The sequence below is a fragment of the Streptomyces sp. 150FB genome, from assembly GCF_000818195.1.
GTDB lineage: Bacteria > Actinomycetota > Actinomycetes > Streptomycetales > Streptomycetaceae > Streptomyces.
On record NZ_JTHL01000001.1, the window covers coordinates 8,894,501 to 8,907,255 of the forward strand.

The 12,755-nt window shown below is 66.5% G+C and carries 13 protein-coding genes and 2 pseudogenes; 11 read left to right on the plus strand and 4 right to left on the minus strand.

All coding sequences use genetic code 11. The annotated features are described in order from the left end of the window. The first annotated feature begins 25 nt into the window (after positions 1-25). The 8 genes and pseudogenes from QR77_RS45610 to QR77_RS49560 form a co-directional block, all read left to right on the plus strand. Complete coding sequence (locus tag QR77_RS45610; RefSeq protein ID WP_160311003.1) at positions 26-727, plus strand: YqcI/YcgG family protein; 702 nt, start codon at positions 26-28, stop codon at positions 725-727. Between the two features lie 6 nt (positions 728-733). After that, complete coding sequence (locus QR77_RS38035; RefSeq protein ID WP_107069033.1) at positions 734-1,279, plus strand: non-canonical purine NTP pyrophosphatase; 546 nt, start codon at positions 734-736, stop codon at positions 1,277-1,279. Between the two features lie 95 nt (positions 1,280-1,374). Beyond that, a complete protein-coding gene (locus tag QR77_RS38040; RefSeq protein WP_052489378.1) occupies positions 1,375-1,959 on the plus strand; it encodes a TIGR00730 family Rossman fold protein in 585 nt (194 codons plus the stop codon). Then, complete coding sequence (locus QR77_RS38045) at positions 1,956-3,233, plus strand: MFS transporter (protein WP_040026518.1); 1,278 nt, start codon at positions 1,956-1,958, stop codon at positions 3,231-3,233. The genes QR77_RS38040 and QR77_RS38045 overlap by 4 nt, the downstream gene beginning before the upstream one ends. Before the next feature lie 10 nt (positions 3,234-3,243). After that, positions 3,244-4,470, plus strand: a complete 1,227-nt coding sequence (locus QR77_RS38050) for an ATP-grasp domain-containing protein (protein WP_040026519.1) — start codon at positions 3,244-3,246, stop codon at positions 4,468-4,470. 124 nt (positions 4,471-4,594) lie between these two features. Beyond that, positions 4,595-4,972, plus strand: coding sequence for a MerR family transcriptional regulator (locus tag QR77_RS38055; RefSeq protein ID WP_269084372.1), 378 nt, complete (start codon positions 4,595-4,597; stop codon positions 4,970-4,972). Between the two features lie 108 nt (positions 4,973-5,080). Further along, complete coding sequence (locus QR77_RS44445; RefSeq protein WP_236710982.1) at positions 5,081-5,410, plus strand: hypothetical protein; 330 nt, start codon at positions 5,081-5,083, stop codon at positions 5,408-5,410. Positions 5,411-5,521: 111 nt separating this feature from the next. Beyond that, positions 5,522-5,785, plus strand: a pseudogene (locus QR77_RS49560) (hypothetical protein); the annotation flags it as partial. Between the two features lie 889 nt (positions 5,786-6,674). Here QR77_RS49560 and QR77_RS38060 read toward each other — a convergent pair. Then, on the minus strand, positions 6,675-7,154 hold the full coding sequence (locus QR77_RS38060; RefSeq protein ID WP_052489380.1) for a hypothetical protein: 480 nt from the start codon (positions 7,152-7,154) through the stop codon (positions 6,675-6,677). Positions 7,155-7,328: 174 nt separating this feature from the next. Beyond that, positions 7,329-8,051, minus strand: a complete 723-nt coding sequence (locus QR77_RS38065) for a DUF5677 domain-containing protein (protein ID WP_040026521.1) — start codon at positions 8,049-8,051, stop codon at positions 7,329-7,331. An 891-nt stretch (positions 8,052-8,942) separates the two neighbouring features. On the opposite strand from QR77_RS38065, the gene QR77_RS38070 reads away from it, so the two are divergent. The 3 genes from QR77_RS38070 to QR77_RS38075 all read left to right on the plus strand — a co-directional run bounded on the left by QR77_RS38070 (position 8,943) and on the right by QR77_RS38075 (position 11,145). Further along, positions 8,943-9,566 (plus strand): tyrosine-type recombinase/integrase, encoded by a 624-nt coding sequence (locus QR77_RS38070; RefSeq protein ID WP_160311004.1) that lies wholly within the window; start codon positions 8,943-8,945, stop codon positions 9,564-9,566. Positions 9,567-9,783: 217 nt separating this feature from the next. After that, positions 9,784-9,990 carry a helix-turn-helix domain-containing protein gene (locus QR77_RS44455; RefSeq protein ID WP_078877651.1) on the plus strand — a complete coding sequence of 69 codons (207 nt, stop codon included), beginning with the start codon at positions 9,784-9,786 and terminating at the stop codon, positions 9,988-9,990. A 66-nt stretch (positions 9,991-10,056) separates the two neighbouring features. Then, a complete protein-coding gene (locus QR77_RS38075; protein WP_040026523.1) occupies positions 10,057-11,145 on the plus strand; it encodes a site-specific integrase in 1,089 nt (362 codons plus the stop codon). A gap of 662 nt (positions 11,146-11,807) precedes the next feature. On the opposite strand, the pseudogene QR77_RS49565 reads toward QR77_RS38075, so the two are convergent. Next, a pseudogene (locus tag QR77_RS49565) lies at positions 11,808-11,912 on the minus strand (amino acid ABC transporter ATP-binding protein); the annotation flags it as partial. A gap of 12 nt (positions 11,913-11,924) precedes the next feature. Continuing rightward, positions 11,925-12,671, minus strand: a complete 747-nt coding sequence (locus tag QR77_RS38085) for an alpha/beta hydrolase (RefSeq protein WP_040026526.1) — start codon at positions 12,669-12,671, stop codon at positions 11,925-11,927. Between the last annotated feature and the right edge of the window lie 84 nt (positions 12,672-12,755).

Genomic DNA, 12,755 nt, shown 5'->3' on the forward strand with positions numbered 1-12,755 from the left:
TGACAACGGGGAGCGGTCTGCCAACATGGTCATCAAGTCAGTTACGTCCACACCGGGCCCATGTACCACCGAGACGGCTGACGCCGCCGCGCTGCACGCCGTTCGCGAGGTGGTCCTGCGGAGCAACTGCCCGTTCGCGATCAGCGCCCACACGGTCGCGGCCCGTCCCAGACGGGAGGGGGAACCGCTGCGCGACTACTTCGCGCGCTCGATGGATGATGTGATCGCCTTCTCCGAACGAGCCGGTAAGGACAGCCTCGACGTTCTTGTCTACCGGATGCCGGCGGCGGAGTTCGGCCAAGACCTGACGGCCCTCGGCCGGCTCGCTCGCACCATGGTCCACACGCTCATGAGCGCGGATCCACGCGCCCCGCGCCCCCTGGACCGACCGGCGGTACTGCGACCGGACTGGCGGCTCTCCTTCGCCGGGGTCGACTACTTCATGCCGGTGTTCGCGCCCCTGTACCCCGCTGAGCACAGCCGGCACACCTTCGGAGTGCGGGACCAGGTCTTCCTGTTCCTCCAACCGAACGAGTCGTTCCACCGCAGACTCGGTCGCCGACCCCGCCAGGTGCGGCAGGCCATCCGGCACCGATTCGAGGCCGCCGGCCAGCCGTACGACAGCGGCGTGCTGGAGGCGCACAAGTTCGTCCTCCCGATGAATTCCGGGGAGCCTCCCATTCCGTGGTACGACATGGCTGAACAGTCCACGCCCGCAAGGAAATAGCCACTCATGGTCAAGGTGTATGTCGCCAGTCGAAACCCCATCAAACTTGAGGAGTGCCTCCAAGTCTTTCCGGACGCCGTGCCGTTCGACATCGAGTTGACCGAGATCCAGTCGCCGGACCCGGAAGTGGTGGTGCGGCACAAGCTGGATCAGGTGGTCGGCGCGGGGCTTGACGCCCCTGTCCTCGTGGAGGACACCGGGCTGGCCGTGCTCCATTGGGAGCGCCTGCCCGGAGCGCTGATCAAGTGGTTCGTGGAGGAGTTCAGCCTCGACCGTCTCTCGGAGGTACTGCGCGCCGAGGGGCCCGACTCGGCGGTCGCCACCAGCGCGGTCGGCGTCGCCTTCCGCGGCGAGACGCGGGTCTGGTGCGGCCGGACCGAAGGACGTATCGTCCCCGCGCGCGGGGACCTCGGTGGCTGGACACCCATCTTCGAAGTCGCGGGCACCGGCAGGACGCTCGGCGAGATGAGCTTCGAGGAGCGTATGCGGCACACCATGCGGGCCGAGCCGCTCCGTCTCGCCCAGGCGTGGCTCGACACGGTGGGCCACTGACCGAGAACCCGCCCCTGTCCCGAGCACCGCACCGTTCGCACCGCACCGTTCGCACCGCACAGTTCGCCATGAGTATCGAAAGGTAGCCCTCAGCGATGAAGATCTGCGTCTTCCTTTCCGCGACCAACACGGAAGAGTTCTACGCGGCACCCGTCCGGGAACTGGCCAGACTCATCGTCGAGGGCGGACACAGCCTCGTGTGGGGAGGGTCCGAAGCGGGGCTCATGAAGGTGCTCGCGGACACGGTCCAGGACGCCGGCGGCAGCCTGATCGGCGTCTCCGTCGAGTCACTGCGCTGGATCCTCAGGGACAAGCTCCGCGAGGGTGACGAAATGAACGTCACGGAAGACCTGGCGGCACGCAAGGCACTGCTGCTCGAACGGTCGGATGCCTTCATCATCATGCCGGGCGGCACCGGGACCCTCGACGAGTGGACCGATGTCCTGGAACTCCGGCGCCATCGGACGCACGACAAACCGATAGTCGTGGTCAACTTCGACGGGTTCTACGACGGCCTCCATCTTCTGCTGGGCAGGATGGAGCGATCCGGGTTCCTCGACCATCCCTCCTCCACGGTCGTCGAGTTCGCCCCTGACCCGGCGACGGCCATGGGGATCGTCGAGGCCGCCCGGGGGACGGCGCCGGACGGCCAGGGGGACAAGCAGGGGGCTCTGGGGTGAGACTCCTCAGACGGCGGCCGGACAGCGGCTCGGCGGCCGTCCGCATCCTCATCCTGAACGCCCTCGTCGGCAACTTCGGGACCGGGCTGTTCCTGGCCGGGTACGTCATCTACTTCACCCGGGTCGTCGGACTGACGGCCTGGGAGGTGACCGGCGGGATGTCCGCCGCCGGTGTGGCCGGGCTGGTCGCTTCCGTACCGATCGCCGCACTCGCCGACCGGTACGGGCACCGCCGGTCCCTCATCGCGCTGCACCTGCTGCGCGCCGGCGCCTACATCGCCTACGCGTGGGTCGGGAACTTTCCGGAGTTCGTGGCCGTCGCGTGCCTCATCACCCTTTGCGACAAGGCCAGTCAGTCCCTGAGCCAGGCCCTCACGGGGACCCTCACAGGCGAGAAGGAACGCACAAGGGCGCTGGCCAAGGTGCGCGTGACGCAGAACATCGGCATGTCACTCGGATCCTTCACGGCGGCGGCCGTCCTCGAAATCGACCTCACCGCGGGCTTCCGCGTCCTGACCGTCCTCAACGGGCTCTCGTTCGTCTTCACCGCCACTCAGCTGTGGAGGCTCCGGCGGCTCACCGGACCGGCGCCCGAGCCCGTACGGCACACCGCCCCGCCCGAGTCGTCCTTCCATGTCGGCAAGTGGCGCCAGCTCGGACTCAGCGGTGTGAACGGTGTGCTCTCGATGCACAGCACCCTTCTCTTCACGGCCATACCCCTGTGGATCTCCGCACAGAAGGACGTGTCACCGTCCCTGGTCAGCCTCGTCATCGCGATCAACACCATCCTCACCGCCGCGGGCCAGGTGTGGTGGACCCGGTTCTCCCGCACTCCCAGAGCCGCCGCCACGGCGGCGATGGCGGCCGGGCTCGCCCTGGCGGCCTGCAGTGTGGCCATGTCGCTCACCGGCGCCCTCGGCCCGCTCGGTTTCGCCTCGCTGACGTGCGCGGCAGCCGTACTGCTGACCGTGGCCGAGAACCTGCACGTCGCGGCCGCCTGGGAGATATCGTTCGCGCTGTCCCCGGAGAACGCCCGAGGCGCCTATCTGGCGGTCTTCGGGCTCGGTCAGTCGGCGCGTGACATAGGGGGCCCGCCTCTTGCCGCCGCCGCCCTCACCGGGCTCGGCGCCCCAGGCTGGGTGCTCCTGGGCGCGGTCTTCACGCTGGGTGGCGGCGGGTTCCGGCACCTCGCGCTGCGGCTGCTGAACCTCACCGCCGGCCCTGAGCAGGCCCGGAGCCCGGGCCCCACCGTAACCCCGAGATCCACGGAGTAGAACCGTGCACATGCTCATCCTCGGCGGCGGGGGAGAACTCCACCCGCGCGCCCGCGCGATCCGGCCGGATCTGCGGACGAGTGTCGTCTGCCAGCAGCAGACGGTTCCTTACCTCCAGCAGCCCGACAGGATTCAGCGCCTCGTCGTCCTCCCGGCGGGCGCCTCCACCGCCGAATGGCTCGCAGCCGCGCGGTACATCGATCAGATCGACCCGGTGGACCGGATGGTGAACTACACGGAGTACGACACCGACAAGACCGCCGCCATCTCCGAGGACCTCGGTCTGCCGGCGCCTTCCCGGGACACCTACCGGTATGTGTCGGACAAGTGCGCGATGCGGGCCCGTCTCGCCGCGGCCGGAATCGACGACACCCCGGCGGCACTGGTCTCCACGGAGTCCGAGGTCCGCCGTTTCGCGGAATCCGCCGGCTACCCGCTGATCTGCAAGCCCGTCAGCGGTGTCGGCAGTCGAGGCGTCTCCCTCATCCGCTCGTGCGATGACATACCCACCGCCCTGCGAGGCGGAGCGGAAGCCGCCCACACGCTCGACGTCACGGCACTGATGGTCGAACGCTTCCACGAAGGACAGGAGTTCAGCGTGGAGGCGTTCAGCGACCGCGGTCGGCACCTTGTCGCCTGTGTCACGGAAAAACACATCGAACCGACCCGCTTCGTCGAACTCGGCCACGTTCTGCCCGCCCCCTTGCCCACGGGCTCTCAGGACCTCGTCGAAAAGACCGTCACCGACATGCTGTCCGCGCTCGGCGTCGAGAACGGTGTCACCCACACCGAAGTCATCCTGACCGACGGCGTGGTCAGGATCGTCGAAACCCATCTGCGGCCGGCCGGGGACAAAATACCGAAGATGCTGGCCCACGTGTCGCGGATCGACCTCGTGGACGCCCTCGCCCGGCAGAGTCTCGGCCTTGAGGCGTTCGAGGACGTACTCGCGGCGCGACGCCGATTCGGGAGCGGACCCGCCACGTACGCGGCGATCTGGTACGCGTCGTCCGACGCCGGCGGACGCGTGGACGCGGTGGACGGTGTCGAAGAGGCGCGCGGCATGGACGGTGTGGTCGAGGTCTCCGTGGACGTACGGGCCGGCGACCGGCTGTCGCCGCTGACGATGTCGAGGGACCGGCCCGCCCATGCCTGGGCTGTCGGTGACGCCCCCGAAGAGGCGCTCCAGCGGGCTCGAGCGGCCGTCGGCGTCCTGCGCTTCCACGTGTCCGCGTGAGCGGCGCGGTCGGCCACGCGAGCGGCACTTGACCTGGAGCGCGCTCCAGGAGCGATGCTGGAACCCACGAACGAGCTGATCGTCCCGGAGGCCCCGGGGCGAGGTACCGGACGAGGGGCTGGACATCGGAGAGGCCGCTGCGGCCTGCGGGCTGAGCATCGACACGCTGCGCTACTACGAGCGAGAAGGGCTGACGCTGTCCCGGACGCCGCGCAACGCGTCCGGACAGCGCCGCTACGGCATGAGTGACATCCGCTGGCTGGCCGCTCTGGTCATGCTGCGCGGCACGGGCATACAGATCGGCCAGATCAAGCGCTACACCGAGCTGGCCCGTCATCCCGGCACCGAGGGCGAGCGCATGCGGATGCTGGAGCAGCACCGCGAGCGCGTGATCGCGCGTATGGAGCAGACCCGTGTCCACCTGACGGCTATCGATCGCAAGATCGCCGCCTACCGGGAGAAACGAGAAGCTCATCGCCAGCGCGCTCGGGCACAGCCGTGACGAGGTCGTCCTCGCCACCAAGTTCGCCACCGAGTTCGACGACGACGGCACTCCGCACGGGGTGAACGGCGGCTCCGCCTACGTGCGAAGGGCCGCCACCCCAAGGCGTTGCGATCCTCGGTCGTCCCGGAGGACGACCGCCCGTGGTCATCTCGGAGTCCTGGGCCAGAGTGGCGGTCGTCCATCGAGTGGTATGCGAACAAGCACGGAACCGCGAAGGGCTACCTTCTCAGGCATCCGGCGGATCCCGCGAAGACGTTCCCCTACTACTACCTCTCGAACCAGTGGCAGAGGATCAAGAGGGCCGGGGAGGTAGACGTACCTGACGGGATGGTCATGTACGGGTTCCGCCATTTCCTCGCCTCGAACTGCCTGGCCAACCGCATCCCGATCACCGACGTGGCTGAGTGGATGGGGCACAGGAGTATCGACGCGTGACGTTCAAGATCTACTGTCACCTCATGCCCGGCTCGACAGGCGCGGCGGCAAACTCCTGGACGGCGGTTTGACGGCCTGAGACATGGAGGAGCGCTGCCGGGCTCAGCCTCCGGAACCATCCTGTCAGGATGCTGACCTTTTGCTGACCTTTTGCTGACCCCTTGCGGACTCAGACGCCTTTGACCTGCGGAAACGCCGAAACTGTGTGAGATGTGGTGGAACTTCGTGGGCCGCTCGCACGAGGAGATCGAGGCGGCGCGAAGGGACTGGATGGAGAGCACTCGCTTCGGCGAGGTGCAGGGTTACGACGGTGACCGGCTGGCCGCTCCCGAACTGCCGCCTGTCGCGTTGAAACCACGGGGCCGAGTGCGCTGACCTGGGGTGATGTGTCTGCCGAGTGTCGTCTCCGAGAGTCCTCGCTGTGTCCCCTCGCCTACGGGGTCAGGGTGCGCGGCGACGCTCGGTGGGGGCCTGTTCCTCGGATGCCAGGTACCTGCAAGTGTCGGCACCTGTGACCAGGCCTGATCAGACACTTGCTGACCCTGCTGACTCGTAATCAGATCCCCGTAGCCACTGGCTGTGACGCCCGCCCCACCGATCTGCTGGACCTCTGCGGCTGGCGGTGCGCTGTTGAAGAAAAGCGGGGTTGCGCGCGTAGGTGAACCTTTAGGCCGTGTGAGGCCGCAGGCGGGAGTGCGCGTATGTGACTTCTCGGGCCGCCCTGCGCATGCCCCGAAGGTCCTCGTGGAAAAAGTCTGACCGGTACCGGCGTTCCGCACCTCGACGGGGTGGCCCATTTTGCTGACCGGCGTTGAAGCAGCAACGTATCCGGCATGTCGGACGGTGAGGGCTGGAGGCTCCGCGCAGACGTTTTTGACCTGTTCCCGATGACGCACCACGTGGAGTGCGTCGCGATCCTTGAGCCTGCCGCAAAGGGCCGTTGACCTGCGACTTTAGCAGGTGCGCATGATGTGCACTATGTGCGTTACGGGCGATATCTTGACGCTGAAATGACGCTCTCAGGGGTATCTTGACGCTCATTTGACGCTCGTTCTGATGAGGTGTCAGGCGCGTCCGGGTGCTGGTCAGGATGCCTGGCGATGCATCCAATCGAGCAAGATCGCTTGGGATTTTGCAGGACCAAGCAGTCCTGTCGAGCCCGCACCGGGATCCTCAGAGGGGCAGTGGGCACTTCGTCTGCGACGCTTGGACCGCTGGAAGACGGTCGTAGTTCCTCACCTCAAGCTGTCGGAGCCCAAGGACGCTATCCGTGTAGCACGGCGTTGGCTCTGGCGACGAAAGCGTCGCAGGCTTCTTGAGCTGTGCGGCCACGCTGGAGCATGTCTGTTCTATCGTCAGTCCGGATGATCGCGCTGGTGAGCTCCAACACCGTGGTGCCCTGATCGGCAAGCTGTTGCACGTCAGCCTGGCTGCTTATGAGCTTGAGGCGGGAGGCACTGCTGCGTGTCTCCACGTAGAGCCGGTAGGACTCGGCTCGTGCGGTCGCAGCCTCTTCACCCGTGGGGTCGGTGTCCCAGCGTGACCATCGGTCGTACTGCGCGCGGCGGTAGTCCTCGACGAGGGCAATGAAGCCCGCGCAGTTATCAAACAGGCGCTGTTGTTGTAGGTGAGTATGCGCGCGGGCCTCGGCTCGGCTGGCGGACCTCTCCTGGTAGTGGTGCGCTATGACGGAGCCCAGCAAGGTGCCTATCACGGCTAATGCGCCGGCAACGATCCCCTCCACGGTGGTAGCGAATCACGCCGGAGGCTGGCCGCGCGAGCCGCCTTTCGGTCGCTTTTGCCGGTGGCTACTGAGATTGAAATCGTGTTGTCGTCATGCGGGGCGGATGGCAGGCCGGCCTCGGTGGGGCAGCACCGGGGTGCGGCCACGGGGCGACCGTGTCCCGGCGCGGGGTCGTCAGGCAGTTCCGGGGTGTACCGGCGAAAACCTCTGTGCGACGACTTCCTCAGGGCGCCAGGGCCGGGTAGGAAGGTCAGGCCCGCCGCTCATGCTGCTCAGCTTGCTCAACCAGCCAGCCGTGCGTTCGTCCGACTGTACGTGAGACAGCTCCAGCCACAGGCGCAGGAAGAACATGACGGTGAACGTGATGGTGTCAATGATCGAGCGGTCGTCGTCGGCGATGGCGCGTTCCACCCACCCGTCGTCGGCCTCACGGAACAGGTCAGCTATCAAGGCACCAGGCGCGGCATGAGACTGCTCCGACCACACCCGGTACAAGAGGTTGTACTGATAGGGCCGCATCGGGTCTGCAGAAGCATCGGCCAGCGCGGACGTCGTCCTCCTGCACCAGGTCGTCACCCACCCCGTCGAGCCGTTCCTCGTGTTGGAGCGGAAGTCCATAAAGTCGTTGTCCAGGTGCTCCATCATGGCAGCCAGATGGGCATCGACCGGACGCCCCTTCTCCCGCTCGTAAGCTGCCTTGCGCTGCTGAGCGCGCAGCATCTGGAGCATCCCGAACCGCGCAAACTGCAGAGTCCCCTCTCGCCGGTCCTCCATCGCGCCCAGGTGCTCCATGTTCATCAACAGCGCGAACAGTTGGCGGGTCACACCGACCGCGTGCTCCCAATGACTCTGTTCCAGGAGGACCCGGACCGCCTTCACGCTGTTCGCGCCTCGCATCAAGATCTCTATGTCGAAGCGGACAAGACGATCGTCGGGATCCGGCGTCGACAGGACGGCGTGCTCTGCTGCTGCCGCGATCTCCCCCCATCAGCTTGAAGAACGAGTTCAGTCGGGACTTCGGGCCTGCGGTGCGCTGTATCTGAGGGTTCCCCGCCTCTTGGGCGCCGGGACGCTTTCGCTGGTCCTTCTTCTGCTTCCTGCTCGTCGCCATCCGCGAACCCTAGCCGCGATGTTCTGGAGATCCCCTCCCATCGCTGGGGTCCATCTTCGGCGCGTCACTTGACATGGTGCCTAACGCGCGAGTCGAGCAGCTTCTCGACGTCGGCTGCCTCCCCATACTCGAAGTACCTTACGACCTGATGCACGACTGAGGATGGGGTCTGCTGGCCTGGCGGGTGGGGATACCATCCCCGCCGTGGCCGCGCTTGAACTCTGCGCCTGCCACGGTCGAATGCCGGGGTACGGGCCCAAGGCGGGACGTGCCTCTCTGCTCACAGACTGAGGTGCCTACGGTGCTTGAGATGCAGTAGGTGCTTAGAAGGCACCTGCTCTGTTCTGTCAGATTTAGGCATCTAGGTCGTGCTCTTGGTGGTGGAGGGAAGTGAGCGTTCGCTCCACTGGCCGGGCTTGTTGATGGTTCGCCGACAGCAGACACAACGAGTCCGGTACGGACTGGAATGCAGGGGCGAACCAAGTGATCCTAGAACGGACTTGGGGGGCCGTGCGCTGCTGGCTCATGCTCTTCACGATTTGGGCGTGATGTTGTGAGCGAGGTGTCGGGCGCAATGTAGCCGACGATCGCCGGTTAGCGAAACCGGTGTTTCTTCGGACCATTGAATCACCAGGAGCCGCTAGGGCGTCCCGGGTTCTTGTTTGAGGAGTCACAGCGTGTCACAGCCCGAAATAGCCGAAGCGTCCTTGCTCTCCGCAGAGCGTGTCCGTTCCCTCTTGGAATGGGTTGAGAAACACCCTGGGAGGTCAGAAGCTGTGTTCCCTTTGATGGCCGCCATCGCGTGCGCGGCCTTGCTGCCTGGTGAGGCTGTCCGGCTCCGAGTGGACGATGTGACCTTCTCGGAAGGGGGCGGCAGCGAGGTGCTGGTCCGCTCAGGTGAGGGGCGGAAGGTTCCTGCTCCCTCGGCACTCGTGGGAGTGCTGCGGTGGTGGATCGACAGGGCGAACTTGAAGCCGGGCGATCTGCTGTTCCCCGATGAGCATGGTGGGCCGTTGTCGCCTTCCGTCTATCGGAAGGCGTGGAAGCAGGCTCGTGAGGGGGTGTTGACCCCGGACGAACTGGAGGCGGGTCAAAGAGGGGGTGTTACGAGGCTTCGTGATTCCTGTCTGGACCTCTGGCTCAAGGCCGGTGTCCCGGCGTGGCTGGTAGCCGAGTGGGCTGGCGTGAAACCGAGTTGGCTCGCGTTGCGCTACCCGCATCGTTTCCGCCCGGGCCAGTTCGAGATCGACTGGGATCACCTGGCCGCAGTGATGGAGCTCCCGAAGTCGCCCAATCCGTGATCCGGGGCCGGCGCTCGGCAGGCCGGAGTGCGGCGTTCAGCCACTGCATCTTTTGAACGTCGCCAGGCGCACGCCTGGCCACCTGTCAGGCGATGAAGCCGCCAGTGTAGTTCCACCGCCGTAACCAGGCTAATTCGCCTTTGTCCGGGTCCGCCCGGCAGTGAGGTAGAGCCGGTACGCCGATTTCCCCTTCCAACCCGCTCTCAAGGACTCGCCCATGCCTGCTTGTTTGCTGTCCATCCCTGCTGTCGCCGCCGCGTTGGACGTCGACCGGCGCACCGTCTACCGCTTTATCGCTGCCGGGGAGCTCCCGGTCGTCGACCTGCGCACAGGATCGGGACGCTCCCGTGTCCGTGTCCCTGCTGCCGGACTGGAGGAGTTCATCACTGGCAGATCGGTCGCGTCCCCGCGGTCCCGCCGCTGACCTCGCACCGTTGCTGAGGCCCTCGCCGACCCCGAATGAAGGAGCAGTGCCGCGTACCTGCGTAAATTGAAGTCCGGCAAGTGGCAGACGACCGTCCGCAACCGTGCGGGGGACCGGTTCAGTGAGTCATTCCCCCTCAAGGCCCAGGCGCGTGCCTGGGGTATCGAGCTGGAGACCCAGTTCGCCCGCGGAGGCATGCGAGATCCGCGGGCCGGCGAAGTTACTTTCGGCGAGTGGCATGGCCGGTGGTGGAACGCCCGTATCGTCGAGCCGCACACCCTGCGAGGCGACGCCTCCAGCATCAAGAACCATGTTCTGCCTTACTGGGCTGACTGGGAGATGCGGGCGATCACCCGCATGGACGTCCAGAGCTGGATCCGTTCCCTGGCCGAGAAGGGTGTGGGCGCGTCCGCGATCAAGCGGGCGTACAACCTCACGTCGTCCATCATGCGTGCAGCCGTGGACGACGATGTGATCGCTGTGAGCCCGTGCCGCAGCATCGACCTGCCGCAGATCGCGGTCAAACCGCCACAGTGGTTCACACCGGACCAGGCTCAGAGCGTCCTGGACGAACTCCCTGGCGTCTGGCGGACAATGTGCCTGCTCGGCTTCTACACCGGCCTGCGCTGGGGCGAGCTCTCCGGCCTGCACCGTCATCGCATCGACCAGCGCCGATCACGCCTGTTCGTGGTGGAGGTCAACACCAAGAACGGCATCAAGGAGTACCCGAAGAGTTCCAGGAGCCGACGGGAGGTCCCGCTCCCACCCCACGTCCTGGAAGTCCTCGAACGTCACATCCACCGGCTCGACCGGGACACCGTGATATTCACCACCGTCACCCAGGGCCGGGCCGGACGCCTCCTCGACGACGGCAACTGGCGCCGCCAGACCTGGTGGCCGGCTCTCGCCGGCGCCCACTACTTCGACGACGACGGCGAGCAGCAGCTCGTCCCGCACTACCCGCCGCACTCCATGCGCCACACCTGCGCGTCATGGCTGGTGCAAAGGGGAGTCTCGCTCTACGAGGTCCAGCACCTCCTCGGCCACGAGAGCTTCCAGACCACCCAGCGTTACGCACACCTGCAGCCGGACGCGCACAAGGCCGTCCTCGGAGCCTGGGAGAGTATGGAAGCCCCGCTCACTATCGCCGCATGAACGTTCCTTCGCCCCTGTCCCGCATGGACAGGGGCGAAGCCGATTGCGAGCGGAACGAGGTCGCGACCACGTGTTCGAGTCGGTCGGCAGGTTCTGGGGGAGTGCCCAGCGGCCGTCAGCGTCGAACGGCCATGGATAGGCGTAGGCATCGACCTTCGCAAGCTCTTGAAGCACCTCTCGCTCGGCCGGGGGGTCCGGCGGAGCAGCCAGCGGGTGGTGCAGCGGGTCGAGGCGCGCGGCATACGCCTCTGCCCACTTCAGCCATACTGCCTCGTCAGCCGGAATCGGAGCGTCGTCGGTTCGAGCGCGGGCTGCCTGGCAGAAGGCGCGGATCTCGGCGGCCTGCGGGCAGGCCCGCGTCTGCCCGGTCAGAACTCTCGCCCGGTGCCGCGACTCCAGCGTCCACCGCGCCAATGGGTGACGGATCAAACGCTTTCGGTGATGTCACCAGGTCGGCGGGTGTTGTCCGGCTCGGGCGGACTGGGCAACGAACAACCGGTTACGCAGCCTGCCCCGGCTGCCGGAGTATCAGAGCACAGGCCGAACGGAGGGCGACCTGCTTGGACTCAGCCTTGCCGCGTCGCCGGGAGCCTTCCCTGCGAGGGTTCCCGGACCGGGCGCCGGTCCTGTGTATGGCGGACGCCGCCGACGTCCGTGGCAGCGACCCGACCGGCCACCTCCCGGGCAATGAACATCTTGCGAGTCCCCGCCATCGTGGCCATGCCCTCACGTGCAAGCGACCTCATCACCGCGAGGACGTCGCACACCGGTACCGGATGTCATGCGGGCCGGGAGTCCCAGAATCGGTTGAGTACCTCTGCGCCCCGGTCAGGGTCCTGGAGCATCCAGTAGTGGGTGAGGTGGTCCAGTTCCACTGCCTGTGCTCCGGTTCGCGCGGCCATGTCCAGGTCCATCGCGGGCTGCGCCATCGGATCGCCGGTCGGGATCAGGACGAGCCCCGGCGCGGGAGCGGGGCGGTCGAAGTCCTTGCCCCAGTCGTTGTGGAAGTTGGGCCAGGCCGAGCGGTAGAGCGTCAGGATGGCCTTGCTCATCTCCTCGTCGTGGGTGGTGTCGACTTCTGCCGCCAGTTCGGCGCTCATCCCCCGGGGGCGGAGGAAGTCGCCGAAGCTGGGGCTGCCGGGGGTCTGGGTGCGCAGCGAAGCGAGCAACTCCTCGCCCTCCGGGGTCTTCTGGAAGAGGGCGGCCGCCTCGTGCCACTGATAGTCGGGGTGCCAGCCGTGTGCGACGTCGGACACCCAGCTGCGTACCGGAACGTCGTAGGCGGAGACGATCCGCATCACCAGATGCGCGCCCCAGTCGTGGCCCACGAGATCGACGGGCTCACCGACGGCGCGCAGCTCGTTCGCGAGCCAGACGGCGTACGCCTCCTTGCCGTCCAGGTGAGCCGGGCGAGGGATGCCGAATCCGGGCAGCCGCAGGGTCGTGGCGGGGCGGTCGATCCGCCCCCGGAGGTCGTTCCAGACGGAGGGCGTCTCCGGTACTCCATGGATGAACACAACGGTCATGGCTGCTCCTGACACAGTGAAGTGGATTGGTTATCCACTTCACCGTAGCACCCACCTGATAGGTTATCCACATAGGTGTGACGA

Bases quoted from the DNA above. Each gene is read 5' to 3' on its own strand.
- QR77_RS45610 (WP_160311003.1), top strand. From the start codon at position 26: ATGGTCATCAAGTCAGTTACGTCCACACCGGGCCCATGTACCACCGAG.
- QR77_RS38035 (WP_107069033.1), top strand. From the start codon at position 734: ATGGTCAAGGTGTATGTCGCCAGTCGAAACCCCATCAAACTTGAGGAG.
- QR77_RS38040 (WP_052489378.1), top strand. From the start codon at position 1,375: ATGAAGATCTGCGTCTTCCTTTCCGCGACCAACACGGAAGAGTTCTAC.
- QR77_RS38050 (WP_040026519.1), top strand. From the start codon at position 3,244: ATGCTCATCCTCGGCGGCGGGGGAGAACTCCACCCGCGCGCCCGCGCG.
- QR77_RS38065 (WP_040026521.1), bottom strand. From the start codon at position 8,051: ATGCGAGGCGCGAACAGCGTGAAGGCGGTCCGGGTCCTCCTGGAACAG.
- QR77_RS44455 (WP_078877651.1), top strand. From the start codon at position 9,784: ATGCCTGCTTGTTTGCTGTCCATCCCTGCTGTCGCCGCCGCGTTGGAC.
- QR77_RS38085 (WP_040026526.1), bottom strand. From the start codon at position 12,671: ATGACCGTTGTGTTCATCCATGGAGTACCGGAGACGCCCTCCGTCTGG.